At 68.5% G+C, this 24912-nt stretch carries 29 protein-coding genes; 13 read left to right on the forward strand and 16 right to left on the reverse strand.

The features are described 5' to 3' along the window. Positions 1–24: 24 nt before the first annotated feature. On the reverse strand, positions 25–1233 hold the full coding sequence (locus tag OHB49_RS45495; protein WP_329167499.1) for a cold shock domain-containing protein: 1209 nt from the start codon (positions 1231–1233) through the stop codon (positions 25–27). A 79-nt stretch (positions 1234–1312) separates the two neighbouring features. On the opposite strand from OHB49_RS45495, the gene OHB49_RS45500 reads away from it, so the two are divergent. After that, positions 1313–2493 (forward strand): IS3 family transposase gene (locus OHB49_RS45500; protein WP_329167386.1). Its coding sequence is split into 2 segments (ribosomal slippage): positions 1313–1580 and positions 1580–2493, totalling 1182 coding nucleotides; the frame shifts between segments, so codons are not numbered across the junction. 229 nt (positions 2494–2722) lie between these two features. Beyond that, positions 2723–2956, forward strand: a complete 234-nt coding sequence (locus tag OHB49_RS45505) for a hypothetical protein (RefSeq protein WP_329167501.1) — start codon at positions 2723–2725, stop codon at positions 2954–2956. 295 nt (positions 2957–3251) lie between these two features. Here the strand turns inward: OHB49_RS45505 and OHB49_RS45510 are convergent, their stop codons facing one another. The 4 genes from OHB49_RS45510 to OHB49_RS45525 all read right to left on the reverse strand — a co-directional run bounded on the left by OHB49_RS45510 (position 3252) and on the right by OHB49_RS45525 (position 7460). Then, on the reverse strand, positions 3252–3887 hold the full coding sequence (locus tag OHB49_RS45510; RefSeq protein WP_329167503.1) for a DNA-binding protein: 636 nt from the start codon (positions 3885–3887) through the stop codon (positions 3252–3254). Positions 3888–3978: 91 nt separating this feature from the next. After that, entirely contained in the window at positions 3979–4554 is a 576-nt protein-coding gene (locus tag OHB49_RS45515; RefSeq protein WP_329167505.1) for an adenylate kinase, read from the reverse strand. Positions 4555–4949: 395 nt separating this feature from the next. Continuing rightward, positions 4950–6131 carry a hypothetical protein gene (locus tag OHB49_RS45520; protein ID WP_329167506.1) on the reverse strand — a complete coding sequence of 394 codons (1182 nt, stop codon included), beginning with the start codon at positions 6129–6131 and terminating at the stop codon, positions 4950–4952. A gap of 753 nt (positions 6132–6884) precedes the next feature. Beyond that, entirely contained in the window at positions 6885–7460 is a 576-nt protein-coding gene (locus OHB49_RS45525; RefSeq protein WP_329167508.1) for a hypothetical protein, read from the reverse strand. Positions 7461–7713: 253 nt separating this feature from the next. Between OHB49_RS45525 and OHB49_RS45530 the strand changes: the two genes are divergently transcribed. Beyond that, complete coding sequence (locus OHB49_RS45530; protein WP_329167510.1) at positions 7714–7953, forward strand: hypothetical protein; 240 nt, start codon at positions 7714–7716, stop codon at positions 7951–7953. Next, positions 7950–8159, forward strand: coding sequence for a LexA family protein (locus OHB49_RS45535; RefSeq protein ID WP_329167511.1), 210 nt, complete (start codon positions 7950–7952; stop codon positions 8157–8159). Before OHB49_RS45530 ends, OHB49_RS45535 begins: the two co-directional genes overlap by 4 nt. 14 nt (positions 8160–8173) lie before the next feature. Here the strand turns inward: OHB49_RS45535 and OHB49_RS45540 are convergent, their stop codons facing one another. The 3 genes from OHB49_RS45540 to OHB49_RS45550 are packed head-to-tail and all read right to left on the reverse strand — an operon-like array spanning position 8174 to position 10766. Further along, positions 8174–9109, reverse strand: a complete 936-nt coding sequence (locus OHB49_RS45540; RefSeq protein ID WP_329167512.1) for a hypothetical protein — start codon at positions 9107–9109, stop codon at positions 8174–8176. Between the two features lie 11 nt (positions 9110–9120). Then, positions 9121–9771: a hypothetical protein gene (locus tag OHB49_RS45545; protein WP_329167514.1), complete on the reverse strand. Its 651-nt coding sequence runs from the start codon at positions 9769–9771 to the stop codon at positions 9121–9123. Beyond that, positions 9768–10766 carry a C40 family peptidase gene (locus OHB49_RS45550; RefSeq protein WP_329167515.1) on the reverse strand — a complete coding sequence of 333 codons (999 nt, stop codon included), beginning with the start codon at positions 10764–10766 and terminating at the stop codon, positions 9768–9770. The genes OHB49_RS45545 and OHB49_RS45550 overlap by 4 nt, the downstream gene beginning before the upstream one ends. 213 nt (positions 10767–10979) lie before the next feature. On the opposite strand from OHB49_RS45550, the gene OHB49_RS45555 reads away from it, so the two are divergent. Genes OHB49_RS45555 through OHB49_RS45580 form a run of 6 tightly spaced genes read left to right on the forward strand, consistent with a single transcriptional unit; the run spans position 10980 to position 16884 of the window. Continuing rightward, positions 10980–11582, forward strand: a complete 603-nt coding sequence (locus OHB49_RS45555) for a DUF6668 family protein (protein ID WP_329167516.1) — start codon at positions 10980–10982, stop codon at positions 11580–11582. Continuing rightward, the gene (locus OHB49_RS45560; protein ID WP_329167517.1) at positions 11579–11878 is read left to right on the forward strand and encodes a hypothetical protein; all 300 of its coding nucleotides are present in this window, start codon (positions 11579–11581) and stop codon (positions 11876–11878) included. The genes OHB49_RS45555 and OHB49_RS45560 overlap by 4 nt, the downstream gene beginning before the upstream one ends. Before the next feature lie 13 nt (positions 11879–11891). Then, positions 11892–12626: a hypothetical protein gene (locus OHB49_RS45565; protein WP_329167518.1), complete on the forward strand. Its 735-nt coding sequence runs from the start codon at positions 11892–11894 to the stop codon at positions 12624–12626. Between the two features lie 38 nt (positions 12627–12664). Continuing rightward, entirely contained in the window at positions 12665–13915 is a 1251-nt protein-coding gene (locus OHB49_RS45570; protein WP_329167519.1) for a hypothetical protein, read from the forward strand. After that, complete coding sequence (locus OHB49_RS45575; protein WP_329167520.1) at positions 13899–15410, forward strand: SCO6880 family protein; 1512 nt, start codon at positions 13899–13901, stop codon at positions 15408–15410. Before OHB49_RS45570 ends, OHB49_RS45575 begins: the two co-directional genes overlap by 17 nt. Positions 15411–15423: 13 nt before the next feature. After that, positions 15424–16884 (forward strand): ATP/GTP-binding protein, encoded by a 1461-nt coding sequence (locus OHB49_RS45580; protein ID WP_329167521.1) that lies wholly within the window; start codon positions 15424–15426, stop codon positions 16882–16884. A gap of 146 nt (positions 16885–17030) precedes the next feature. Here the strand turns inward: OHB49_RS45580 and OHB49_RS45585 are convergent, their stop codons facing one another. The 3 genes from OHB49_RS45585 to OHB49_RS45595 form a co-directional block, all read right to left on the reverse strand. After that, positions 17031–17609, reverse strand: coding sequence for a hypothetical protein (locus OHB49_RS45585; RefSeq protein WP_329167522.1), 579 nt, complete (start codon positions 17607–17609; stop codon positions 17031–17033). Between the two features lie 69 nt (positions 17610–17678). Further along, positions 17679–17906 carry a hypothetical protein gene (locus tag OHB49_RS45590; protein ID WP_329167523.1) on the reverse strand — a complete coding sequence of 76 codons (228 nt, stop codon included), beginning with the start codon at positions 17904–17906 and terminating at the stop codon, positions 17679–17681. 514 nt (positions 17907–18420) lie between these two features. Beyond that, positions 18421–18660, reverse strand: a complete 240-nt coding sequence (locus OHB49_RS45595; RefSeq protein WP_329167524.1) for a hypothetical protein — start codon at positions 18658–18660, stop codon at positions 18421–18423. 85 nt (positions 18661–18745) lie between these two features. Between OHB49_RS45595 and OHB49_RS45600 the strand changes: the two genes are divergently transcribed. Beyond that, the gene (locus OHB49_RS45600) at positions 18746–19393 is read left to right on the forward strand and encodes a hypothetical protein (protein WP_329167525.1); all 648 of its coding nucleotides are present in this window, start codon (positions 18746–18748) and stop codon (positions 19391–19393) included. A 22-nt stretch (positions 19394–19415) separates the two neighbouring features. On the opposite strand, the gene OHB49_RS45605 is transcribed toward OHB49_RS45600, so the two are convergent. After that, positions 19416–19976 (reverse strand): histidine phosphatase family protein, encoded by a 561-nt coding sequence (locus OHB49_RS45605; protein ID WP_329167526.1) that lies wholly within the window; start codon positions 19974–19976, stop codon positions 19416–19418. A 171-nt stretch (positions 19977–20147) separates the two neighbouring features. Here OHB49_RS45605 and OHB49_RS45610 point away from each other — a divergent pair, with 171 nt between their 5' ends. Further along, on the forward strand, positions 20148–20432 hold the full coding sequence (locus OHB49_RS45610; RefSeq protein WP_329167527.1) for a hypothetical protein: 285 nt from the start codon (positions 20148–20150) through the stop codon (positions 20430–20432). 149 nt (positions 20433–20581) lie between these two features. Here OHB49_RS45610 and OHB49_RS45615 read toward each other — a convergent pair whose 3' ends face one another. Further along, entirely contained in the window at positions 20582–20950 is a 369-nt protein-coding gene (locus tag OHB49_RS45615; protein ID WP_329167528.1) for a hypothetical protein, read from the reverse strand. Positions 20951–21274: 324 nt separating this feature from the next. Between OHB49_RS45615 and OHB49_RS45620 the strand changes: the two genes are divergently transcribed. Beyond that, positions 21275–21940 carry a restriction endonuclease gene (locus OHB49_RS45620; RefSeq protein WP_329167530.1) on the forward strand — a complete coding sequence of 222 codons (666 nt, stop codon included), beginning with the start codon at positions 21275–21277 and terminating at the stop codon, positions 21938–21940. A 177-nt stretch (positions 21941–22117) separates the two neighbouring features. Here OHB49_RS45620 and OHB49_RS45625 read toward each other — a convergent pair whose 3' ends face one another. The 3 genes from OHB49_RS45625 to OHB49_RS45635 all read right to left on the reverse strand — a co-directional run bounded on the left by OHB49_RS45625 (position 22118) and on the right by OHB49_RS45635 (position 24781). Next, positions 22118–22615, reverse strand: coding sequence for a hypothetical protein (locus OHB49_RS45625; protein ID WP_329167531.1), 498 nt, complete (start codon positions 22613–22615; stop codon positions 22118–22120). 223 nt (positions 22616–22838) lie between these two features. Further along, positions 22839–22997, reverse strand: a complete 159-nt coding sequence (locus OHB49_RS45630; protein WP_329167532.1) for a hypothetical protein — start codon at positions 22995–22997, stop codon at positions 22839–22841. 707 nt (positions 22998–23704) lie between these two features. After that, positions 23705–24781 (reverse strand): integrase, encoded by a 1077-nt coding sequence (locus OHB49_RS45635; RefSeq protein ID WP_329167533.1) that lies wholly within the window; start codon positions 24779–24781, stop codon positions 23705–23707. Positions 24782–24912: the final 131 nt, after the last annotated feature.

Raw genomic sequence — 24912 nt, forward strand, 5'->3', positions numbered from 1 at the left:
GACTATCCAGATGCGGTGAGCCGGTCAGGAGTAGATCGGGCGAACGTGGTGTGCTTCAGGCCCACGCGTGCCCTTAGCGTGAGTGAACTGGACGTGCTGGCCTTCTCCAAGGTCGTGCCCCGAGTAGCGGAAGAAGATGACCGGACCGTCGTCGACGTAGATGAAGCCGTAGCCCTTCTCCCAGCTGATCCACTCGATGACACCAGCGTCCTGATCCTCGCTGGAGTTGAAGGCGGCCGCTTGTCTCTCAAGGAGGTGGCGCCGATGGGCCTGGAAGAGGTCCTCTGCCTCGCGGAAGCGACGGCTCCACTCGTCTCTCTGCTTCTCAAAGCCGGGCAGCCAGTCATCGGTCTCGGCATCGAATCCTTCTGGATAGACGTTGTTCCCGTCCTTGTCGTGCCTCGCCGGTACGCCGTATCGGGACGGGTCGAACTTCGCCTTCCGCGGGTCGTCTCCGAGGGCTAGATCGGCGTCCACAACCGAGAGTTCGAGGAAGGGTTCGACACCTTCCATGAGGACGACCCGATCGATCATGGCGAAGAGTTCGTCACCTGTCTGGACAGGCTTGGGGAAGCCATCCAACTCCCTTGAAGAGACCGAGCCCGTGACACCGTCGGTCAGACGAACGGAAGCATCGCCGTATTCAAGTTCTGTGACAGTGCACCGGAAGATCTGCTTGTTTGAGTCGGTGGCGAACAGCAGGCTGAGGACTTCCAGAACGGACAGGTGATCCAGGCCGTTGCCTGACCCCCCTGTCGCCGGCACGGCTGTCCGCGCTGCTCCGACTTCGCCGACTGCCGGCGCCTGCGTGACAGCGTCTCGACCTTCCTCTGCACGGCCAACCACGGCTTCCGATGCAGCCAACGCAGCGACCCTGGGGCGCCGCTGCCGCTGCGCAGCGATCGCCGACCACCGCGTGCGCCACTCATCCAACACAGCTGCCCTGTGGCTGGGTGGCTCGCATTCCTCGCGATACTCGTTCCAGGAGAGCAGCGTCCGCACGAGCAACATCAGCTTGTCGCGACTCACAAACTTGGCGCCGCCGAACGCCGTGCTCTGCGTCGCGATCGGCAGGGACACCGTCTCGCCGAACAGTGTCTTCGCACGAGCTTCAATCGCACGGAGCGACGGGTTGCCTCGCTGCGCCCTCAGCTCAATCAGACGATCCGCCTGCTCCTGCAACATCTCCTGGGCCGTGCTCATCCCGCCGATCACGCCATCCTGTGCCGTCACGTCTCTCTACGGGCGTTTCCCCTTGATCGTGGACACCCTGATCATTGGGTCGTGATGATCCATAGGACAGGAGTTCCCGTTGGGGACGTCGAAGTACTCGCCTGAGTTCCGGGCCGATGCCGTCGCGCTGTACCACTCGAGCCCGGGTGGGTCGTACGCGTCGGTGGCCAAGGACCTGGGCATCAACCACGAGACGCTCCGCACGTGGGTGCGGGATGCCGAGCAGGCAGCCCGGCCTGGGGCGGTGGAGGCCACCGCGATGGAGAAGGAGAACCGGCAGCTGCGGGCGCGGGTGAAGGAACTCGAGCTCGAGCGGGAGATCCTGCGGAGGGCCGCGAAGTATTTTGCGGGCGAGACCAGCTGGTGAGCAGCCGCTTCCAGTTCGTCGACGATCATCGTGGCGCCTTCGGCGTCAAGCGGCTGTGCCGGATACTCATGGTCTCGCGGTCCGGCTTCTACCGGTGGCTGGCCGGCGCGGACGCGCGGGCCGGCCGGGCCCAGGCGGACGTCGAGCTCGCCGAGCACATCAACCGGATCCATCAGGAATCGGACGGCACCTACGGGGTCCCGCGCGTCACCGCCGAGCTGAAGGATGCCGGGGTGCGGGTCAACCACAAGCGGGTCGAGCGCGTCATGCGCAAATTCCACATCGTCGGGCTGCACCTGCGCAAGAAGGTCCGCACGACCATTCCCGAGCCGTCGGCGAAGCCGGTGGCGGACCTGCTCCAGCGGGACTTCACCGCCCAGGTGCCGAACACCAAGTACGTGGGCGACATCACCTATCTCCCCATCGGCAACGGCCAATTCCTTTATCTGGCAACGGTGTTGGACCTGTGCTCGAAGCGTCTGGCGGGCTGGTCGATCGCCGATCACATGCGCACGGAGCTGGTCACCGACGCGCTCAGGGCCGCAGCGAGAGCCCGCGGCGCCGACGGCCTGCGCGGGGCTATATTTCACAGCGACAACGGGGCGCAATATGTGTCGAAGGAGTTCACCCAGGTCTGCTCGGAGCTGGGCGTAACCAGATCGCGCGGCGCGGTCGGCACAAGTGCGGACAACGCCGCCGCGGAGAGTCTGAACGCGACCATGAAACGCGAGACGCTCCAGGGCCGCAAGCGGTGGAACGGAGCCCGTGAGGCCCGCCTCGCCGTCTTCCGCTGGGCGACCCGCTACAACACCCGCCGACGGCACTCCCGCCTCGGCCAGATCAGCCCGATCACCTACGAACAGCGATCAACTACGCTGGCCACCGCCGCATGACAACCGGTGTCCACGATCACGGGGAAGGCCCCTACCCCCTCACACCTTGGCCAGGAATAGGATGCCAAAACAGCGCCGAACTAGCCCGAACACCTGTGAACGCAGCATGCGTTAACGGGCGTTCGGCCGAACACAGCTGCTGTACGGCGTCGTTATGCGACTGATCGGATCTCCGCAGACTTGTTCAATCTATGCAGGTCAAAGCGTGTAGAGCCTCCATGGTCGAAGCATGACGGCTACTCAAAACACACAGCCCACCAACCCGCCCGCCGTGAACGGTCCCGCGTCCGAGCCACCGTTCCTGTCGCTGCACACAACGGTCGTACTGCTGGCCGCTCTCGTGATCGGAATCGTCATCGGCGCCCTGACCGCGTTTACCGACGCTCCTGTCGCTGCTGCGGTCATTGCCGGCCTGACTGCCACGGGTGCGAGCATCCCGGTCCTGCGTTCCCTCATTCGATGACGTCCCGAGCCTCGTTCGGAGCGGCTGCCACCTGCCGCACCGGACTGGTGAGCAGATCAGGTCGAGTGCCCGAGGGCCTCACCTGCGGTCACTCCTCATCGCTAGCGCCCGGGTCACGCAAGGGACGCAGCCCTCCGGGCAGGTCCGGGAGCTGGAAGGAGTACCGGCCGAGCATGTTGATGTGGTGCCTGACGAACGGCGAGAGACGGGCTACGTCCTCATCTCGGACGTCGAAGCCGTGCGCCGGTCCAGGAGAACACCTCCAGCAGGGCCTCCGGCAGGTAGCAGCACTTGATCAGTCGGACGCGGAGCGGCGGCGGACGGCCGGAGCAGGCCCGGTCTCCAGGCTTGCCTGGGCGAGGAGGCGTTCCCAGGTGCGTGTGGACCCGCCGTGCTGGTGGGCGAGGGCTGCTGCGAGGTGATGGCGGGGGGTGTCTTCGGCGGTGCTGAGGGCTGCGGCAGCGGTGCGCAGGCGGGGATCGCCTTCGTAGGCGTGCGCTTTGCGAGGGCCTGTCCCCTTGCCTGGGGGGCGGCCGCCTCCCTTTCCCTGCCCGGGCGGGTTGTTCCGGCGCTCCTCGATGTCACGGCGGGGCCAGACGCGGACGCTGTAGACGGTCGTGCCTGCTGAGAGGTAGCCCTGGGTCGCGTAGGCGCGGACGGTGCTGGCCGCAACGCCGAGCAGGGTGGCTGTCTCTTCGTCGTTGAGGAGGTCGTCGGGATGTTCTCCGGCGGGCAGCGCGGGGATGGGCAGGCCGTTGAGGTGAGCCTGGGCCTGGGCGAGGTCGTAGATCAGGATGCGGCTGCTGGGGAAGAGGCTTGCCACGCGCTGGCGGAAGGCGGGGGCATCGCGCCGGCGCCAGGTGGCGATGGGGACGCCGGCCTGCCGGGCGAGGTCGGATTCGTTGATCACGGGGCGGCTGCGGGGGATCACGAGAGGCTTCCTTGGCGGCTGTCGGTCAGGGACGGGCCTTGTAGGCTGGTGGTGCTTCCTCCGCCGGCGGTGACGTCGGCGTGGATGTTGGTTAGGGGCCGGTGGTGTGCCGGGCCGCTTCTTGCAAGCGGCTCTCCATCGGCCCTTTTGCTGTCTCCTTCTTCCAGCGTTGGACGTCGCGCGGGCTGCGGAGCCTGACGATCTCGACGCCCAGGTCGGCTGTCTCGGATACCTGCCGGGCATAGCGAGGCCGGTTTGTCCGGTACTTGCGGATGGCGGTACGCAGCAGCGATCGGCGGCTGAAGAATGCCGTGCTCCAGGTCAGCCGCCTGGCTTGGGCACTGTCGTCGCGGCCTGCGAGCTGGCGCAGACTGCGGCGAACGATTCGGTACACGATCAGGGGCAGCGGGAAGTCGAGCCAGACCAACGTGTCGGCCCGGTGCCAGACGACGTCGGCGAGCTTGGAGAAGTTGCCCTCAACGATCCATCCGTCGGTGCGGGTGATCTCTCCTGTCTGCCGGCGGAATTCCTCCAGCGGCAGCGGCCCGTCCGGGGTGAACAGAAGGTCGTCGAGGTCGGTGTGGGGCTGATCGAGTTCTGTCGAAAGCCACCGGGCCAGGGTGGACTTTCCCGTGGCCGGCGCGCCGAACAAAGCGACCTTTCGCATGTGTGCCTCATCCTCGTAGAGAGTCGACAGGTAAAACTTTACAGCATTCAGGACCGCTTTTCGTTTCGTGGGAGACCAGGCAGGTTGTGGTTCCTGCGCCGCCGGAGGCGGCTCCTTGGCCCCGCAGGGGCGGGCCCGCGCCCGAAGGGTGCTTGAGGGGCCCGGCGCGCAGCGCCTGCCCGAAGGGCAGAGAAAAGCCGCCCGTGGCCGAAGGCCACTCAGGGGGCGGCGTTTCCGCTGGTCCGCCCCGCGCCCGAAGGGCGCTTGAAGGGGCGGACGCCAGCCGCTTGCGGCTGTCCTTTCGCCGCGCGTCCCGCCCCTCATGATCATGAGGGGCGGGACGGTGATCCGGCCGGGGGCCGGACCCGGTGACGGGGTCCGGCCCTGCGGTGGTGCTACAGGCGGGGGAACAGCGCCCGCGTCGCCTGCGGGTGACGGTGCAGCATCCGTAGGAAGTCGCCTTGGAATGCGGCCCGCCCGGCGGTCTCGGCGGGGCTCATGTCGCCCACCCCCTTCTTGGTCTTCACGATCACTCCGTCCATGATGCTGATCCCCGCGCCTCCGAGATCGGAGAACACGTTGGTACGCAGGTGCAGGAACACCTGCCCCTCCTGCTCGGCGATCGTCACCGCGTAGGCGAGATCGGCCAGTGGGTAGACGAACGCGGTCCGCGACCGCTCGACGGGCAAGGACAGAAGCTCGGGGCGCAGCCCCCGGAGGTAGTGGGCGAGCGCCGCCCGGGTCGCCGCCCTCAGCGGCACGTCGATCTGCTGCGGGTCGAACTCCCTGACCATGGGGCGCCGCCACACTCCCGCCGTGCCGGTGGTGCAGACACGAAGGATCTCGTCGTACATCCTCCGCAGCTTGCGGTGGATGTACGACAGGTCGGCGGGCAGGTCCGGGCTGGTCAGGCTCTCCCATCCCTGCGGAAGCCGGAACTGGGCCGTCGCGGTGGCCGTGGGGGTGGAGAGTGCCGGTACGGGCTCAAGCACCCGCAGCGCGTCGCCGTCCACGATGTCCGCGCTGATCAGCGCGCCCAGTACGGATGCTTCCTCGACGATCCGCCGGGACCGGACGGCGGAGAGTCGCCCTGCCCGCTCGGCCCGTGCCGCGACGACTGCGCGCTCCGCCTGGGTGCGTCCCACAAGGTGGGCGTGGAACCGCTTCTCGCCCTGGATGGACTCGCGGTCAACGGTGTGCGGGTCATAGCTCCACGAGACGACCGGACTCAGTTCGTAGGCGCGGCAGTGCTCCGCGAAACGGGCCGCGATGACTCCCAGCGCCTTGCCGAACTCGGGCGAGTGGTCGTGCAGCCCCGGCCGGGGGGTGACCCCGGCGGACATCAGCATCAGCTCATACAGGGCGTGCGGCGAACGCTTGTCGGTCAAGGCGTACGCCTCATCCGCCGACATGTTGATGTGCGCGTGAACGTTGGTCCACCCGTAGACGTCGTGGACGGTGCCCATGCGCTGAACGCCGTTCACGTACCCCGGGAACCCCTTCGCCGGAAGCGAGTCCACCACGCGAATGTCCCTGCGCCGGTTCTCCAGGGCTGCCGGAAGCAACTGACGGGTCATGGGATTTCCTTCCCTCGATGTTGGTTGCCGGTCGGGGTGTGCCGCCCCTTCCGACATGCATTACTTTACAGCACTCCAGCTCATCTTTCTATGCAAAAGCCCAGGTCAGAGCATGTTTGTCGAGGGGCCCCGGTGGGGAGTGGCGGCAGCGGGTCACAGCAAAGGGCGGGGATGGCTGGTCCGGTGCGCGCAGCTTGCTGCGCAGGACCAGCCACCAGGCCGGTGAACGCGCCGAAGGCGCCCGGCCTGGCGTCCCGCGCTTGCGCGGGATGGTCTGGCGGTGAACGCGCCGAAGGCGCCCGCCAGACCACCCCGGAGGGCCGCCAGGCCCTCCGGGGCGTCCCCGCCCGACCTGTGACCCGCTGCCGCCACCCCCCACCGGGCCCAGAGCACTGCACCCCGCGAGAGCTGCGCCCTAACGCAAAGAAGCGGGGGCTGAGAGACCTTCCGGCCCGCGGCGCATGTGCGCCGGCGCCGGTCCAGCGTCGGCTGCAACCGGTCGGGACACATCCCGGCATCCATTCCCGCCGCGTGCGTGGGGCGGTCTCACGGATGTGCCTTTGCGCAGGTCAGCGCTGTGCAGTTTGTCCCACGAACCCGGACGGGTGAGGCGGGATGCGCTGCGCTTCCGGTGGTGGCGCCGGGCGCGGTAGCCTGGTAGGGACGTCAGGGGTCGTGGACCCCTGGAAGACGTGGGGCCAGGTGACCTGGGGCATGACCGGGAGCCTGGCCTGGCGCATGTCTGGGGTCCGTTCAGCGCACCTCGACGGGGAAGTCGATGACGCGCTCCCGGAGGATCTCCCGGTATCTCGGCTCGCCCAGCTTCTCCGCGCGCACCGCGCCGGCCACGATGTCGGCGACCCACAGCAGCGGCTCGGCCGCGCCGGGCAGATGGTCCAAGCGGAAGACGGCCTCCTTGGGCAGCGCGTAGCGGGCCTGCTGGACGGTGGCGACGTCGCGGGCGTTGAGGACCTGGTCGCGGGCCTCCATGAACAGGTGCTTCACCCCGAACCCGTGCAGCTCGCAGACCAGCAGGTTCAGGCAGTGCGCGCGGGCCCGTTCCTGCCGACGCGGCCCGACCGGGGCGCCGACGGCGACCACGTGCAGTCCGTCGAGGGCGGCCACGGTGCGAGCCAGCTCGGCACGCTCGGCGTTGTCGCGCTTGGTCCAGTGCAGCTTCGCGGGCGCGTGCTTCGCCTGCAGGCGAAGCATCGCCTCGCGGGCCTGGTCGAGGGCGTCGTCCGGTATTACCGCCGCGGCGATGATGTAGAACCCGGCGTCGTCGTGCTCCTGAAAGGACTCGTCCGACCAGGCCGTGCTCGCGCTCACTCGCCTGCGTCCTCTTCAGGCCCGCTCAACAGACGCGACCAGGCGGCGGCCCGCTCGCGCTCAGCACGGGGCTGTTCGTCGTCGCCCGGCCCGCTGCGCGTGGGTGTCGTCCTCATGGCGACACACGATGTCATCGTGGGGACGACATGCGGAGGCCGGGGCCTGGGTGCCACCCGTCCGGGTAACGCCCCCACCACGGGGCGGGGCGCGTCTCAGTGTGCAACAGAAATCGAACACGTGCTCTAATCAAGTCATGGCGCGAACCGACTTCCCCGACGACCTGGTCCAGATACAGAACGACTGGATCCGCACGTACGAGGAACTCGCCCGTCGGTCCCCTGCGGCCAGCGCGACGGTGCTCAGACGCCGCCTGATCCTGCTGTCGTGTCGCCTGGCCAATCACCCCTTCTGGGCGAGAGCGGGCCGATCGCCAGCAACCTGGGGGGAGCTACGGCACCACGCCCGTACGCGCAGCCGGACGGAGGCGGCATGAACGAGATCACCGAGATGCAGCGCCGGATCCTGATCTGCGTCCGCGAGTGGATCGCCGAATATGGCGAGGCGCCGACGATCCGGGAAATCGGCCAGCGGGTCGGTCTGTCCAGCACCAGTTCGACGGCCTACCAGCTCGGGAGGCTGGAGGAGCGCGGGGTGATCAGCCGTGCCGGCCGGACCTGGCGCTCCATCCGTCTCTGCTGACGGCGCCGGTCAGTTCAATTGGCGACATCCTGCAGCGTGCGCTCGAGGTGGGCTTGGTACTGCTGGGCGTGTGCGTATCCGCCCTGTCCGGGGATCTGGGCTCTCATCCGGACGATGGCTGGTCCTACGGCTGCCGCGGCGCGTGGGTCGCTGATCTGCTGCCACAGGATGTGGGCCCGGTCGGCGATTTGTGCGGCGGTCTCGGGGTCGCCTGCGTACATGTGGCGTTCTGCTACATCCCGGTAGAGGGAGATGGCTGCGGGGAGGTCACCGAGCGCGGCCCGGGTGTCGGCGCGTGCGGTGCGTGCCTCGAGGGCGCGGGGGTGGCTGGGGCCGTGGGCGGCAGAGAACGCGTCGTCGAGTTGAGCGGCTAGGTCTGCGGCCAGGGCCAGATTGCCGGCGTCGGCATGCTTACGGATGGTCAGGAGTGTGGGAACCGGGGCGGTACGCCGCGGTTCCTGCTGCTGCGGCGGAGCACTCGGCATGGGAGGTGCGGGTGCCGGTGCGGGCGCGGCCTGCTTGGTGCGCTGTTGCTGGAACAGCTGCTGGACTCCGCTGAGCACTGGGCGCTCGTCTTTGGTCAGCAGCGTGTCCAGGGCGACCTGATCCTCTGCCACTGCCTTGACGGCGGCGGCTGGACGAACTGCCGGCTGCTTGCCCTGTCTGGTCCGGCGGCTGGGCTTTCGGGCTCGGCTGGGCTGGCCGGTCTCGGTGGCGGTGCCGTCCGGCGTGATCGTCAGCGGCCAACTGGTGCCGTCCTCGTCATGGGCCTCGGCGCGGACCGGGCGGGGAGGGCTGAGCCGTGCGGCCAGCTGTGCCACCGCCTTGACGGCGGCGGCGCGGTCGGCGTGTGGTCCGGGCGGGGCTGCCGGGCCGGTCACGGTCACGGTGCCGTCTGCGGCGGCGCTGAGCAGGTAGAGGGGCCAGCGCGGTACGGGGGGCGTGGTCATGTCGCGTCCTACTACTGGAGAGAGAGGGAGTTCAGGCGCCACGACGCGCCTTTCCCGGAGCGGATGAGCTCGACGAACGCCGTGTACGTCTCGGGCGGCCCGGTCCACTCGTCTCGGCCGTGCGGGGTGATGGCGACGGCCCATTGCCGGTACGCAGTGGTCTGGGTGTCGGCGGGGCGGCCGGCCTGGTCGGCTGAGGTGAGATCGACCGTGGTGTATGCGCGGTGGGAGGCCCATTTTTCCCAGCCGGCACCTGGGGCGGGCGGGGAGACCGGCGCGCTGACCTTGGCACCGTACGCGGCGGTGCACCATCCGGCCGCGACCATGCGCCGTGACGCCTCATTGCGGGACGAGTCGGTGGTGGTGTCGTACGTCAGCATGGCGGTGAGCGCGCCTTTCGAGACGGCCGAGGCGTCGCGCTGGTCGACGCTCTGGGGAGAGGGAATTCCGCCATGGGGCTGGCGCAGCGTTCTACTGGGCTGGGGCTTCGGGGACGGGGTGGCGGCCGCGTTGCTCGGCACCGGGTACGGACCGACTCCGGTGGGAGGCGGAGGGGTGCTGACTGGCGCGGGTTTCGCCGCGTCCTCGCTGGTACCGCTGCTGCACCCCGTGACCAGTACCGCGGTCACCACAATGGCCAGCGGCAGGATTCGCGCCTTCATCCATACCTCCTGATGGTCTGGGGCTTGCTGGCGTAATAGCCGTCTGCCAGGCGGGCGATGGAAACCGTCTGGCCGGTCCTCGGGGCGTGCACGAACTGGCCTCCGCCCACGTAGATGCCGATGTGGTCGTATCCGCCGGCGGGGCCACTGAGCTGGAAAGCGATGACGTCGCCCGGCTGCAGGTTCTTGTGCGCGATGGCCCGGCCCACCCCTACCTGGGCCTGGGAGGTCCGCGGCAGGGTGAGCTTGCCTCCCGACGCGTGATAGACGGCGTACTGGACGAGCGAGGAGCAGTCGAATCCCCGTGTTCCTGCCCCTTGGGCCACGCCCAATGTCGGCCCGCTGACGCTGCCTCCGCCCCAGGAGTAGGGCGTGCCCATCCAGCGTTTGGCGTACGAGACGACCCGGGAACCGAACGGACCGGCGGGCTGGCCGAGGATGGCGGTGTACTTCCCCATCAGCTGCAGGATGCGCGGAACGTAGATCTCCGTCTCGCCGTTTTTCGGGATGCCTCCGGCCTGCGCCACGGCGACGGGGCCAGCGTTGTAGGCGGCCAGCATGAGTTCCCGGTTGGAAACACCGGTGATCTTGTAGTCGCGGACCACGTCCGCGAGGTAGCAGTCATACCGGGCTTGGGTCATGATCGCGTCGGGCGGGCTCCACACGTCGGCGTCGCCGTCGTCGTCCGCGTCGACCTTCCACGTCGCCCACGTCGCAGGTATGAACTGGCTTATCCCTTGGGCGCCCGCGGGGGATCCGGCGCGGGGGTTCCACGCCGATTCCGCCTCGATCTGTGCGGCAATGAGCGCGGCGGGCGCATCAGCGCACAGCTTCCCGGCCTGAATCACCCAATCCCGGTACTCCGCAGGAATCGCCTTCGTGTTCAGCCCCATGGCGTCGTCGCCGGGCAGACTGTCGGTCTTGTCGATGCTGCCGCCGGTCACAGCGGTGGCCACCAGGACGAGAGCCGTACCTCCGGCTGCAACTCCGGCCATCAGTGCGCCCTTCACGGCGCCCGCCGAATCCCTGCGGATGGGCTGAGAGCCCAACCTCCATATGCCATGGCTGGACTTGTAGCCATACGCACCCCCCGGCGGCGTGGATCTCGGTTGAATTCGGCAACCTTAGCTTTGCAGAAGGGAGTTGACCATATTTGCTCTTCTGCGAGACTGTGTGACCCTGCGTATCAGACCAGGGGGAATATCGTTATGTCTGAGTCAGGTAATCCCTGGGTGACGCCTGCGACTACAGTTCCGCGGCACCAGGCACCACCGGTGAGGGCAGAGCCTTCACAACAACCGTTGCGTTCGCACATTCGACCACAGCCAGGCGGCGTTGACGCACCGCCAGTCGGCCTTCCCGGTCGCGATGCTCAGAGCTCGGCCCGCTGGTGGTGGCTGGGCTGTCACGGCGGCGCCGGGGTCACCTCCCTGGCGGCTGCAGTGCCCGGCGGTGACGACTCGTCCCGCTGCTGGCCGCTGAGTAAGACGACTCATCAGCGGGTGGTTCTAGTGACCCGCTCGCACGCTGCCGGTCTGCAGGCGACGCAGTGGGCCGCCCGCCAGTGGGCCTCCGGATCACTGCCCGGTGTGGAGCTGCTGGGCCTGGTGGTCGTCGCTGATGCTCCGGGACGCCTGCCGGCGCCCCTCCGGGACCTGGTCCGGCTGGTGTCCGGAGGAGTCCCCCGTACCTGGTCCGTGCCCTGGATCGAGGCGTGGCGCCTCGGTCAGCCAGCTGATGCCCTTCCCCGCGAGGTGGCCAAGCTGGCGAAAGATCTGCTGTTGCTCACCGAATCGGAGATGCCTCGATGACTCATGTGCTGGCTGCCCTCGCAGAGACGGGACAGAACGTCCTGCTCGCGGTCCCGGACCCAACCAAGGGATCGAACCCGCCCGGCTGGACCAAGCTTTTGACGGTGCTCCACTGGGTGTTCCTCGCGGTCACGGTGGCCTGCGTCGCCGGGGTTCTCATCGTCGCCGGCCGCATGGCGGTGTCCCACCGCAGAGGTGAGGGCGGGGAGCACATGGGCAGTCTCGGCATCGTCATGACGGCGTGCGTGCTGGCGGGCTCCGCCTCCGCGCTCGTCTCGACACTGACCTCGGCCTGAGCGGGAGCGGATGATGTCGGATTCCCAAGAGCCCTCGTCTCCGTATTCCGCTCGGTGGTGGCAGGCCAGCGCACTCTTCCTCGCCGTGGTCCTCGTGACCGGCGCGGTCGTGGTGTTCACCTCCGACGACGAGTCCCAGGCCCCGGCCGCGGCGGGCCCGACCGCCTCGGCCAGCGGGTCCGTGTCTGCGTCGCCGACGGGGAACGGTGACTGCCCCAAGCTCGCGACATCGACGGACATTCCACGGACGGCGCCGACCGCGGACTGGGCTCTCGTCAGCACCGTGGCAGTGCCGACATCCAAGGACGCGGGACCTGCGGTCGTCGACGGCGACGTCGCCCGCTGCTTCGCCCACTCGCCGACGGGGGCCCTGTTCGCCGGCGCCCAGATCGGCACCCGGTACGCGTTCACGAAGGACTGGGAGAAGGTGGTCGAGAAGCAGACGTACGGCGACGGCAAACAGGTCCTGCTGGACAAGCGGCGGGCGTATGAGGCGACGGCGGAACCGGTCGCCCCGGTGCCCGGTGAGCTGGGCCAGTTCGCCGGATTCCAGTTCGTCACGTACACCCCGCAGACCGCGGTCCTGCAGATGGTGTCCCGGTTTGAGGCGGGCACCATGCAGGTGTCCACCGTGACCCTGAAGTGGGATACCGGCCGCGGTGATTGGCTGTACGAAATCCCGTCCGTCACTCCTCCGCAGAAGACCGTTGACACCCTCGACGGCTATGTCGTGTGGGGCGGTCTGTAATGGGGTGGTGCTCGTTCTGGGACGAGAACCTCGACGACTTGCCGGGGTTCGGAACCCCTATCGGCTGCCAGGCCAAAGATGCCGCGAAAGACGCGGCCAAAGACGCGGTGGCGTCGGCCTGGGAGGAGATCGTGCACAGCTTCCAGGAGGGCGCGGTCTGGATGGTCAAAGAGCTGGCCCTGGGCTGGCTCAAGGCCGACAGTCCGACGTTAAGTCAGAGCAGCGGAACCGTCGCGTTCTTGTTCGGGTCCACCCTCGCCATCACTCAGTGGCTGGCCGTGCTGTCCCTGCTGATAGCGGCGGGACGGATGGCGTGGACCCGGCGCGGGGATGCCGGGAAAGAGGCCATCGCGGGGATTCTGCGGCTGGTGGTGGCCACGTCGGCAGCGGTGGCCATCGTCAACTTGTTGACCAAGGCAGGCGACGAGTTCTCTGTGTGGATCATCGACAGGTCCCTGGGCTGTAAGGCCAGCGATGCCAGCAAGGCCTGCATCAAGGCGTTCTCGGACAAGTTGCTCGACATGACCGCGCTGCACTCGGTCGACCAGCTCGCGGTCTCACTGCTGCTCGCGATCCTGCTCATGGTGTCCGGGCTGATCCAACTGTTCTCGGTGATCTTCAGGCAGTCGATGCTGTTCGTGCTCGTGGGCACCCTGCCGCTGGCGGCGGCAGCGTCCAGCACGGAGCAGGGCAGAGCGTGGTGGCAGAAGAGCATGGGCTGGATGTTGGCTTTCGTCGTGTACAAGCCGGCCGCAGCGATCATCTACGCGGCGGCGTTCTCGCAGTTCTCCACGGCGGGCGACGACAAACAGCTGCTCTCCCAGCTCTACGGGGTGGCGCTGCTGATCCTGGCCGCTTTCTCGCTGCCCGCGTTGATGCGTTTCGTGGCACCGATCACGGAACAGGGCGGGATCGGCGGCGGTGGTGGCGGTGGCGGCGGTATGGCGTCGCGGATCGCCACAGGGGCCATCGCGCTCAAGACCGGTGGCGTCATCAAGGGCGGCGCGGCCGGATCGGCAGCAGGCGGCAAGGGCAGTAGCGGGCCCTCCGGTGGCACAACGGCAGGCGGCGGGGGCAAGCCCTCCGGAGGCGGGAAGCCCTCCGGCGGTGGCTCGTCCGGTCCGTCCGGCGGCGGCTCCGCGGGCACGGGCGGTTCCTCCGGCCCGTCCTCCTCCGGCGGCCCGTCCGGTCCGTCCTCTGCCGGATCGGCCGTACGGGTACCGCCTCCCGCGTCGGGCAGCAGCACAACCACCCCTAGGAATGAGTCCCCCCGTGGCAGCAGTAAGTGACAACCGCGGCCCGGCGCCGCACCGTACGTACGGCAACTGGCGGCGGCCGGCGACCGCTGGCCTCGGTCAGCTCGGGCTCGCCCCGACGGTTCTGCTGCTTCTGGGCCTGATCGTCGTCGTCCTGAGCATGCTCGTCTCGGTCCTCCTCGCCCTGGGCCTGGCCGTGATCCTGACGCTGATGCTCGCGCCGCTGGCAGTACGCGACCGGTACAACCGCACCTTGTTGGTCCGGATGACGACGCGACTCGCCTGGAGCCGGAGCGTCAGCAGCGGTTCGAACCTCTACCGGTCGGGGCCGCTGGGGCGGACCGGTCACGGCACCTGCACGCTGCCGGGGCTGGCCGCGTCCTCGACCCTGACCGAGGCGCAGGACAGCTACGGGCGTCCGTTCGCCCTGCTGAGCTACCCGTCTTCGGGCCACCATGTCGTTGTCCTGAGCTGCGACGCCGACGGGGCCTCGCTCGTCGATCAGGACCAGATCGACGTGTGGGTCGCGTACTGGGGTCAGTGGCTGTCCGGCCTGAGCACTGAGCCCGGTCTGGTCGGCGCGAGCGTGACGGTGGAGACCGCCCCGGACAGCGGGCTGCGCCTGCAGCACGAGGTGCAGAGCAACCTTTCCGCCGATGCGCCGGAGCTCGCGCGCACGATGCTGCAGGAGGTGCTGGCGGAGTACCCGGCCAGCTCCGCGCAGATCTCCACCCGGATCGCCCTGACGTACTCGGGGGCTCCCCGCCCCGGGCATCCGCGGCGTACGACTGACGACATGGCCGTCGACCTCGGTAACAGGTTGCCCGGCCTGACGTCGGGGCTGTCGATGACGGGCGCCGGCGCCGCCCGGCCACTGACGGCGGTGGAACTCGCGGAAGCCGTCCGTATCGCGTACGACCCGGCGGTCTCCCCGCTCATCGAGGAGGCGCGAACGATGGGCGGCTCCGGGCTGGGCTGGCAGGACGCGGGCCCGCAGGGGGCAGAGGAAAGCTGGGACCACTACCGGCACGACAGTGCATGGTCGGCCACCTGGTCCATGAGCGATGCCCCGCGCGGAGAGGTGCTGTCCTCGGTCCTGAACGGCCTTCTTCTCCCGCACACCGACATCGCCCGCAAAAGGGTCACTCTCCTGTACCGGCCGCACGATCCGGCCTCCGCCGCACGGATCGTCGAGCGCGACAAGCGCGACGCGATGTTCAAGGCCAAGCAGTCCGCGACCGGGCGGGCCCGCGACGATGCGGCCCTGCAGGCTGCAGAGCAGTCGGCCCAGGAAGAGGCGTCCGGCGCGGGCGTCGTGCGGTTCGGTCTGCTGGTCACCGCCACCGTCAACACGCGTGACGAGCTGCCGCGGGCACGGGCGGCCGTCGACAACCTCGCGGCCCCGGCCCGGGTCATGCTCCGCCCCGTCTGGGGATCGCAGGCATCCGCGTTCGCCGCCGGTCTACCCATCGGCCTGGTGCTGCCCCTGCACCTGGCGGTGCCCGCCACCATCCGCGACAACATGTGATCTGGAGATCGTCATGGCACGCAGCACAACACCGCGGCGGCGCCCCGGCCCCCGGGGCTGGCCCGGCCCCGGGGGCGGCGCTCAGCCGTACCTCGACCCGGCCCCGGAATGGCGCGGCACCACCGTGCAGGTGTGCGGGCTGTGGCCGTACGGAGCGGGAAGCGGCACCCCGACCAAGGGCGTGCCGCTCGGGCGTGACCTGCACTCCGGGGCCACCGTCTGCTGCGACCCCATCTCGTGGTTCCAGCGGGCCGGGCTCATCTCCAACCCGAGCCTGTTCGTGCTCGGTCAGCCCGGCCTCGGCAAGTCGTCGCTGATCCGCCGCATGTCGCTGGGGCTGGCCGGCTACGGCGTCCACCCGCTGATTTTCGGGGACCTGAAACCGGACTACGTCGACCTGATCCGCGCATTGGGAGGACAGGTCATCACCCTGGGCCGGGGGCGCGGATACCTGAACATCCTGGACCCCGGCGAGACTCGCTCGGCGGCCGCCCGGCTGACCGGCGACGCGCGGCGGGCCCTGCTCGCCGACGCGCACGGCCGGCGCCTCAACGCCGTGTCCGCGCTGATCACCATCCTGCGCCGTGAGCCGCCCACCGACCGCGAGGAAACGGTGCTGGCGGCCGCGCTCGACGTCCTCGACGACCGCCACCAAGGGGTACCCGTCCTCGGCGACCTCCTGCAGGTCATCAAAGACGCTCCCCAAACCGTGCGGGACGCGGCCCTCGACCGCGGGGACCTGACCCGCTACCACGAGATCACGGAGCGTCTGGAGTCTTCCCTGGCCGGGCTCCTGGGGCGCGGCCGGCTCGGCGACACGTTCGCGCATCCGACGTCCGAGCCGATGCGGCTGGACCGACCGGTGTGTTTCGACGTCTCCTCGATCGACGACTCAGAAGTGATGCTGCAGGCGGCAGCCCTGCTCTCCTGCTGGAGCTATGGGTTCGGCGCGGTCACTGCAGCGCATGCCCTGTCCGATGCCGGGCTGGAGCCGGAGCGCAGGTATTTCCTCGTCCTGGATGAACTGTGGCGTGTCCTGCGCGCGTCCAGCGGCCTGGTCGAGCGGGTCGACGTCCTCACCCGCGTCAACCGCACCCGTGGTGTCGGCATGGCCATGGTCACGCACAGCATGCGCGACCTCCTCGCCCTGCCGCGCGAGGAAGACCGGCAGAAAGCGGCGGGTTTCGTCGAGCGCGCGGGGATGGTGATCTGTGCGGGCCTTCCCCGGGACGAAATGCCTCGGCTTCAGCAGGTCGTGAACGTCTCGAAGATCGAGCAGCAGCGGCTGACAGAGTGGTCCACCCCGCCCGGCTGGGACACCACCGACTCCACCGTGGACCCGCCCGGACGCGGAAACTTCCTGATCAAGGTCGGGTCCCGGCCGGGCATCACGATGCACGTCGACCTCACACAGGCAGAGCTGGCGGTCAACGACACCAACAAGCGCTGGCGGAATCGCCAGAGTCCTGCCTGAGTGGGGTGGTTGCCCCGCATGTCCCTGATCTCGCCGCATCGGCAGTCGCCAATTGGCGACTGCCGATGACACTGCCCGGACGGCTGACCGTCCGGGGCACTGCTGCGTCCAGGCGGCGTGAGCGGCCAAGATCAATATCGCCCGTCCTACCTGAACCACTTTCTGCCCGTGTCAGGTGCCGTCTGGAGCACCGCGCGCGAGGCATCCAGGAAACGGGCCCGCGCCTCGATCATGGCGACCTTAAGTCTCGGATGCTCCTGCCAGACGGAATCGGTTGATCCTTGCTCTGCCAGCCGGGGAAGGCCCATCAGTAGACCCCTCATGCCGGCGAGCGCACTGGCCATGTTCCCGACCCTCTGCTGCACCTCATCGGGACCGAGCAGGTAAATCGCTTCCAAGGGGCCGGTGACCAACTGCTCGAACTCATGGGTCTGTCGGGCCCAGTCCAGCCCCAAACTTTCCCACCCGTCTCCGCTGTACTGCTCAACGGCCTGTGCGGTCCGCCATTCCTCCTCCCAGCTGTCCACCAGGCCGTCGAAGTTCTTTGCGGCTTGATCCCAGGCGGCGAGGAACTTCGAGTAGGCCTCCTGCCGCTGTCCTCGAAGCCACTGTCCGTGCTCTACCTGTGCTTGGTCACGGACTTGCCGCCGGCCTACGAGCAGGCCGACGAAAGCGCCAATGACCGCGATGGCCGCGGCAGCGACCGTGCCCCATCCGTCAGTCATGTTTGAACCGTCCTGCGCGGGTGCGCACGAAAGCCCCCGGAGAAGAACTTTCTCCGGGGGCGGGTCTCGTCAGCGCTTACTGATGATGTTGATCGTGACGGAGGTGGCTCCTCCGATGAGGCCTGCTGCCCCAATGGCCGCCACGGCAGGGATGGCCTCCGTGTGGCCGGTGAGAGCGAGCACCAGGGCGCCGCCCGCCGACAGCATCGTCGTAAGCGCCCCGACGGCCTGGACTGCCTTCGACAGGTTGCTCTGCTGGGGTCCTGCTGTACCGTCGTTATTGGTCGCGGTGGTCATTCACACTCCGTGAATTCAGTGTTCGGCTAGGACACGGGACCCGCCACGACCGCCGGGGAGTCCTCTCTTCGCTGCACCTGGCCCGCAAAGCATCGGTGCAGCAGAGGACTCCCCAAAGTCGTACTGGGGTCCGCTCATTGAGAGTACGCAGAACTCGTGGGCCCGCCCCAACCGGACCGTCCCGCGCGCTCTGGCACTGGCTCACATCCTCGCTGTGCCTGTGCCAGGAAAGCGAAGATGAGCAAAAGGTAATTTTCGGACGAAATCCGATTCGCCGCCTAAGCCCTGACCTGGGAAGACGTTCGTCCGGAACGTAAGAACGCGAGACAAATCTAAAGAGACGTACGTCACATCAGCGCTCCGTGCGGGTTGCTGATGACAGAGGCCCAAACGCCATCTACAGCACGGCGTGCAGGGCGTTCTCAGCGATCCCGTCGGGGTCTCTTGCAACTCGACGGCCTGGTCGTCGAGCCGCGGCAGCCGCTGGGCATGGGGTACATGGCCTCGGATGTACTCAGGCCGTTGGGTCGGAGATGTCCGGTGACGTCTCGGCCTCCCCGTGCGCGGTCCATGTCCTGAGCACGTGCCGATCGCCGTCGGTCTCCTCGATGATGCGGATCACCACGCTCGGATTGCTGCCGTAGAGGCCGACCCATCCCCGGTAGGTGCGCAGCGCAGACGCGTAGTCGGGCCACGCGCCGGTGACGGCCGGGCCGTCCGCCTCGAACTGGAGCGTGGCAAGGTGCGTGGTCACCGGGGGCCTCCGTGAAGTCGTCCAGAGCGCCACCAAGCACGCGGAGCCCACCACCGATCTATCGACGCCATGCAAGGGTGAACCCATGACGGACGATCAGTCGAGCGACGCGCTGCAAATATCCTCCCGCAGAGCTGCTGAAGCCCTGGCGGACTCGCCAGGAATGCGTCGCATACGTGAGCAAGTGGCCGCGATGGCAACACGGAGCATTCAGCCGTTCGCGGAAGCCCTCGCGCGCCACTGGTCCCCATCGCTGAACGCTCAACTGGAGGCGATCGCGGCCGACGCCCGTCGGTCCGTGGCTGACTCCCTCACCGGATTCAGCTTCGACATCCTTCAGAACTCCGACGCCTTGCGCCAGCTCAACCTAGATGCTCGCGCCGCTGCCGCCCGCATCCTTGAGGAGTCCTACGCAAGCGCCGAGAGCGGCACGGCCTCCAGCGAAGTGCCTGAGGAGTTGCTGGCCACCATTGAGGAGTCCGCACGCTCCTTTGCCGAATCGGAAAGCGGCCTGCTCCCCGACAAGGCTCAGCGGAGCGCATTCATATGGTTCATCGGAATCATGGTGTTCCTGGCCCTCATGCAGGCTGCGGTATCCAGCGAGGCTGCCAAGGAGATGATTGAGAACAGCGCCAGCATCACGCCGGTAGCCGCTGCCGCGATGCTCGCCGCAGGCCGCTCCTGGGACCGGGTGAACGGCCGGGCCGAGGACGACGAACAGTCCGATGAGTAGTTAGTGCACTGACCGCGTAGGTTCACCGGGCTGAGGCGGGCCAGTCGGCAGACAGCGTGTAGTGCCAGCCCGGGCGCCAGGTGGGCGGTGCTTGGAGCAGTTCTTCCAGTGGTGTTCCGGTGAGCAGATGTTCCAGTGCCCATCGGTTGGCCGAGTGGGCGATCACGAGGATTCTGTTGCCGTCCCATCCGGTGGCGAGGTCGTGGAGGAAGGTGCGGGTGGCCGTGGCGACCTGGCGGTAGCTCTGGCCTCCGGGAAACGGTTCGTCGATGTGCTGTGCTCGTCGGGCGGCGATGAGGGAGAGCGGGCCTCCGTTGAGCTCGCCGTAGTTGCACTCACGTAGTCGGATGTCCTGATGGATCGGGGGCTGGCCGTCGGGGAACGCGATCCGGGCTGTCTGGACGGCTCGGTGCAGGTCGGAGGCGAACACTGCTGCGAAGCCGTCGCCAGGTCGGCGCTCCCCCAGCTCCCGGGCCTGGCGGCAGCCCACGTCCGAGAGTCGGCCCGGGAGCCAGCCGGTAGCGATGCCAGCCTCGTTGTCCGTGGTGGTCGAATGTGTCTCGTAGACGATCTCTACTGCCATCAGGGCTCCTGGATGTCCTCGACAGGTCAGGCTGCATGGGCGAGCGGGCGGCCTCCCCAACCGCCCTCGTGATCCCTGAACGTGATCAAAGCTCATCCGTTGTCAGTGGCGGCTGCTTTCATGGTCTGTTGCGCCGCTGCGGCGCATTGCCCGGGGGAGGGGAAGCACGTCGTGGTGCAGGTAGGGGAGTACGAGCGGGCGGACGGCACGAAGGTACGGGCGCACTCGCGGTGGCACCCGGGGGCCCGGCGGGAGCTGACCATCTTCGCGGTGATCGCCCTGGCCGTCGTCGGCTTTGGCAGCAACGGCGGCACTGCCGGCGGCGGGGCCGGCGAGCAGTTACCCCGGCCGCAGCAGACCGGGGTGTATCCGGTGCACTTCCCCGGTTGGGACAAGCCCGCGCCGCGGCCGACGCCGACGGTGTCGTACCCGATCCGGTGGGACCGCAGCCACTAGACGGCCATCGTCCGCTACGAACGCGCGGGCTGACCTGCAGAAGACAGCAGGGTCCCGGGCGTCATCGGCCGCCTGGGACCCTGCTGTGTCCGCTTGTTGCGCGAGGGCCCCGTCAGATCTGACGGGGCCCTCGACGTGCGGGGTGAGACCTACGGATGGTGGGTGGCCGGGACTGATGCCGCATGCGACGGCGTGGTGCCGGCCGGTGCCTTGTTGCTAGCTCCCGGTCCGCTGGCCAGGGCCAGCAGTAACAGGAACAGCAGCAGGCCTCCGCCCCCGGTGCCCGCGACCACGGCGATGGTGCGCGGGCTGATTGACCGGTGGTGCCCGCGCACGCGGGTGCCGTCGGAGCGGTAGTGGGGGCGTATGTAGGTCGTCGGTCCGGCGGGGACCGGGCGGGGCCGCGGGGTCGTGCGTCGGGGTGCTGTACGGGGCTGTGCGGTGCGCGGCCGGGTGCGGCGGTTGTGGCCTTTGACGTAGGTGCCGTCGCGGCGGTAGTGGGGGCGTACGTAGCTCACGGGCGGTCCTCGGCGGTGAAAGGGGGCAATGCCCCCAGGCGGGGCCGAGTGTTCCTCGGCGCAACATTCGACGGTAGCGACCGGCACTGACAATCCGATGCGGCCAACTCCTTGACCGGGCGCGCCCGTTGGGCTTCGGACAGCGATTTCCGGACGGTTGATCCCGACGGCGGGCCGACTGTCGGTATCGGGTGCTGTCATGAAGTCGGCGGGGAGCTGCAGACGAGGGGGAATTGTGCTCGGGAACAGGGGATACGAAGGCGCCGATTACACCGGCTGGGATGTGCCCGGGACGCTGTGCGCCGTGACGGCGGGGGTCTTCCGGTGAGCCCGCGTCGGCGGCGGCGTAAGAGCGACGAAGATCTGCTCTTCGCGCTGGGCGGGCTCGTGGTCGTCGGGTTGGTGCTGGTCAAGGTCGGACAGTGGGTGTGGGCGCATTGGTGGGTCCTGGTCGTGCTCGGCTTGCTGGCGCTTCTCGTCCTCGCGGGCTGGCTCTACCGGCAGGTTGACCAGATGCGGTCCGCGCAGTTGCGGGTCGAGGGCCTGACCTATTCGCTCGGCCAGCTGGACGCCATGCACCACAGCGCCTTCGAGATCGCCGTGCGTGACCTGCTGGCTCGGGACGGCTCACGCGACGCGCTGCGCTGCGGCGGCCGGGGCGACCTCGGCGCCGACGTAAAGGGGCACGATCCGTTCGGCCGACTATGGGTATTCCAGTGCAAGCACCGCAGGAGGGGGCTGGACGGTTCGGCTGTCGGGACTCCGGAGCTGCAGACACTCAACGGCACCGGCAGGCCGGTGCACGGCGGCGACGTCGTCGTGATGGTGACCAACGGGAGGATCTCCGGGCCTGCCCGCGACTTCGCCCGGCAGCAGCGCCTGCACCTGGTCGACCGGCGGGTGCTGGAGCAGTGGGCCCGGGGCGCGCGACCGCTGTGGGAGATCCTTCCGGCTGTTCCACCGCCCCGGAAGCCTCCACAACTTCGCTGAGCTCCATCACACCGGTGGGCGGGACCACTCGGTCCCGCCCACCGCCATGTCTCCGTTGCCGTGAGTCGGCTCGCCCACGGCCGCGCGCTCAGATGGTGGTGCCACACGTCGAGGCGATCGCGGTCCGTGCGCACGCGCCGGGTAGGGCCTGGGCGCACACGAAGAGCAACTGGCGTCCTATGCCTTGGGCGGTGTCCATCGCCTGATGATGCGGGGCTGAGAGTACGGTGCTGGCCATGCTTGGATCCGGATCTCCTCCATGTCTTCCGGCTCGTCCTCGCAGTCGGGGTCGGGGAAGGCCGCGGCTTCGAGGTTCCGCCGAGACGTTCGGATGCGGGTCCATCCGGCGGGCATGTCGAAACGTGCTGCGTCGGGGAGGTAGTCGGTGCAGCCCAGCACGACGAGACGTCCCGAGGCCAGGTTGAGGCTCGCCTCGACGACGTGGTCGAAGTCGTCGCTGTCATCGTCCGGCCGGCCCGTGACGAGGTCGATGGTGACGTCGACGGTTACGTTGACAGCCGTGCCGAAGGCTAGGGCGTGTTCGGCGACGCCGAGCCCGTCCAGGACGGCCTGCTCGGTCCACACGTCGCCGACGCCGGTCTCGGTTGCCTCGGAGTCGTCGTCCATGACGTAGATCTGGAAGTAGTCCGCGAAGAGCTCAAGGTTTGTCGCCACGGACGCATCACTGCGCGACAGCCGCCAGCAGGCCGCGCAGCACCAGCATGCTCCCGCGGCGGTACAAGACCAGCCGCAGCAGTCGAGGGGGCAGACGGTGTAGGCCGCCAGCGGGAGCGGGGTTTCTGGACTTTCTGGACCGCTCCACGCGGGCGCGCACGTACGCGCGAAAGAGTTGGGAGGAGCCCTGGACCCGCTGGGTCCGGGGCTCCGGCGTTCGTCCTCAGCTCCCGATGAGCTCGTGGAAGCCCTTAGCGCTGACTGCTCCTGCCGCGATACCGGCCAGCACCGCTCCCGCCCCGTTGGCGGAGCTGAGGTAGGTCAATGCGGCGACGACTCCGCCGGCAAACACAGCGGCCAGCAGGATGAGCGCAGTGCGCATGGTCAGAAGGGGGCCAGGGCCTCCTGCGGGCGCGGCCGAATGGCTCTGGGGGCTTATCGATTGACAAGTATCGTTTGACGACGCGGTCGCGGTACCGTCGTGATTGGTCGGGGTAGGCAATTCACACCTCGTGAAGTCGATGTTCCGCCAGGGACACGGACCGCCACGACCGTCGGGGAGTCCCGCAGCTGCACCTTGCCGTCCAAAGCTCGGGTGCAGCACTGGGACTCCCCATCGTTCTTGTGAGGTCCAGTCAGCAGAGTACGCAGAACGCGCGGGGCGGTTGTAACTCCACCTTTTTTTCGTTCTAGTGACGCTGGCTCAGAAAGAGCCTGGTAGGTGCTCTGACCTGCAAGAAGCGCTTCGTCTCATGGCGCGCAGTCCCTCTTTCGACGTACCAAGGGGAGAGCCGTCGCGTTGATCTCGGCCCCGATCAACGCCAGTTCCACGAGTACTACTGGAATCCCAAGAAATCGATGATGCTGAACTGGGCCGAAAGAACAACGAAATGGCCCCTGACCTGGCCCGTTGCCGTGGGGGCGTTCGTCCCCAGAGGGTCCTGGGCGCCGCGGTGCAGTGGATTGTTCCGGACATGGAGCCGGTACCGGCCATGGAGCCGTTTTTGTTCCGGACACGGTGCCGACAGCCCCGCCGGCGGCAGTGGCTGGCCCGGCGGAATGCAGCAGCAAGTCGGTGTCGGTGCGCCGTCAGGTGAGTCCGGCGGAGGCGTTGTCGTCCCAGCCGTCCTCGCGCTGCATGTAGCCGAGCATGGAACGGGAGTGGCGGGCCCAGCCGCCCTGGTCGGCGATGGCGATGCCGTCGCGGCCGCGCTTGCGGGCAGTGGAGGCGAGCCCGATGCGCAGCGAGTGGCCGGTCCAGTGGAGCGGCACTTCGGCCCGCTGGGAGATGCGCTTGACGGCGCGGGTGACGCTGTCGGGGACCATTCCGCCGGTGACGCGGCCCCACCGGTCGATGCCGACGAAGGCCGGGGTGGACGGGCCGGCCCACGCTTCCCCGTGTTCGGCGACCAGCCGGTCTCGGTAGGCGGTCCAGGCCCGCACGGGGCAGACCTCGGGATCCTGCGAGTAGCGGATCTTCGCGTTGCGCACCGAGTGCTTGGTCTTCCCCGTCAGGACGGCGATCTGCATGCCGGCCGGGTGCAGGGTCACGTCGCCGGTGAGCAGTCCGGCCGGTTCGCTGGCCCGGCTCGCGTAGTGGAAGCCGGTGAGGACCAGCGCCTGGTCGCGCAGCCCGGCCAGGGTGGGCGGGCAGGACCGGGCGATGGCGTACAGGCCGTCGATGTCGGCGCCGACGGCCTGGCCGCGGCCGCGGCGTTCGCCGGCCTTGAGCAGCTTCACGGTCAGGCCCTCGAGCGCCGTGCGGGCCGCGGCCTGGTCGTCGCCGCTGACGTGGTGGCCGCGCTGGCGCAGCCCGACGACGGCGGCCGCCAGGTGGGTACCGGCGGAAGCGGGGGCGTAGCCGCGCCCGCTGGTCTGCCCCTCCCGCAGCATCCAGGTGACGAACGCGACCAGGGCCCCGCGGCTGCCCTCGGTCGTCGGCAGGCCGGTGGCGGTGCAGAACCGTTCCCAGACCCGCCACGACTTCGCGTAGGTGTCGACGGTGTTGTCCGGGGTGATCTCGGCGGCGACCGCGTCGGCCAGGTCCTCGGCCTCGGCCAGCCGGCGGGCCGCGTCGATGCCGTGCCGCTGGGCCCACCGCCCGATCAGGGCGGCCCGTTCGTCGGCCGCCGGGTCCGGTCCTTGGTGTTCGAGCGCGGTCGTCAACGCCGCTTCCCCCCGTCTTCGGTGACCCGGCGTCATGCCCGGTTTTGTCGCGTCGGATAAGGAGAGGTTATCCGATGCGAGGCCTCCACCGGGCCCGTAATCGCTACGCCCCGGCCAGCCGCTCTCACTAG

Source organism: Streptomyces sp. NBC_01717, from assembly GCF_036248255.1.
Taxonomy (GTDB): domain Bacteria; phylum Actinomycetota; class Actinomycetes; order Streptomycetales; family Streptomycetaceae; genus Streptomyces.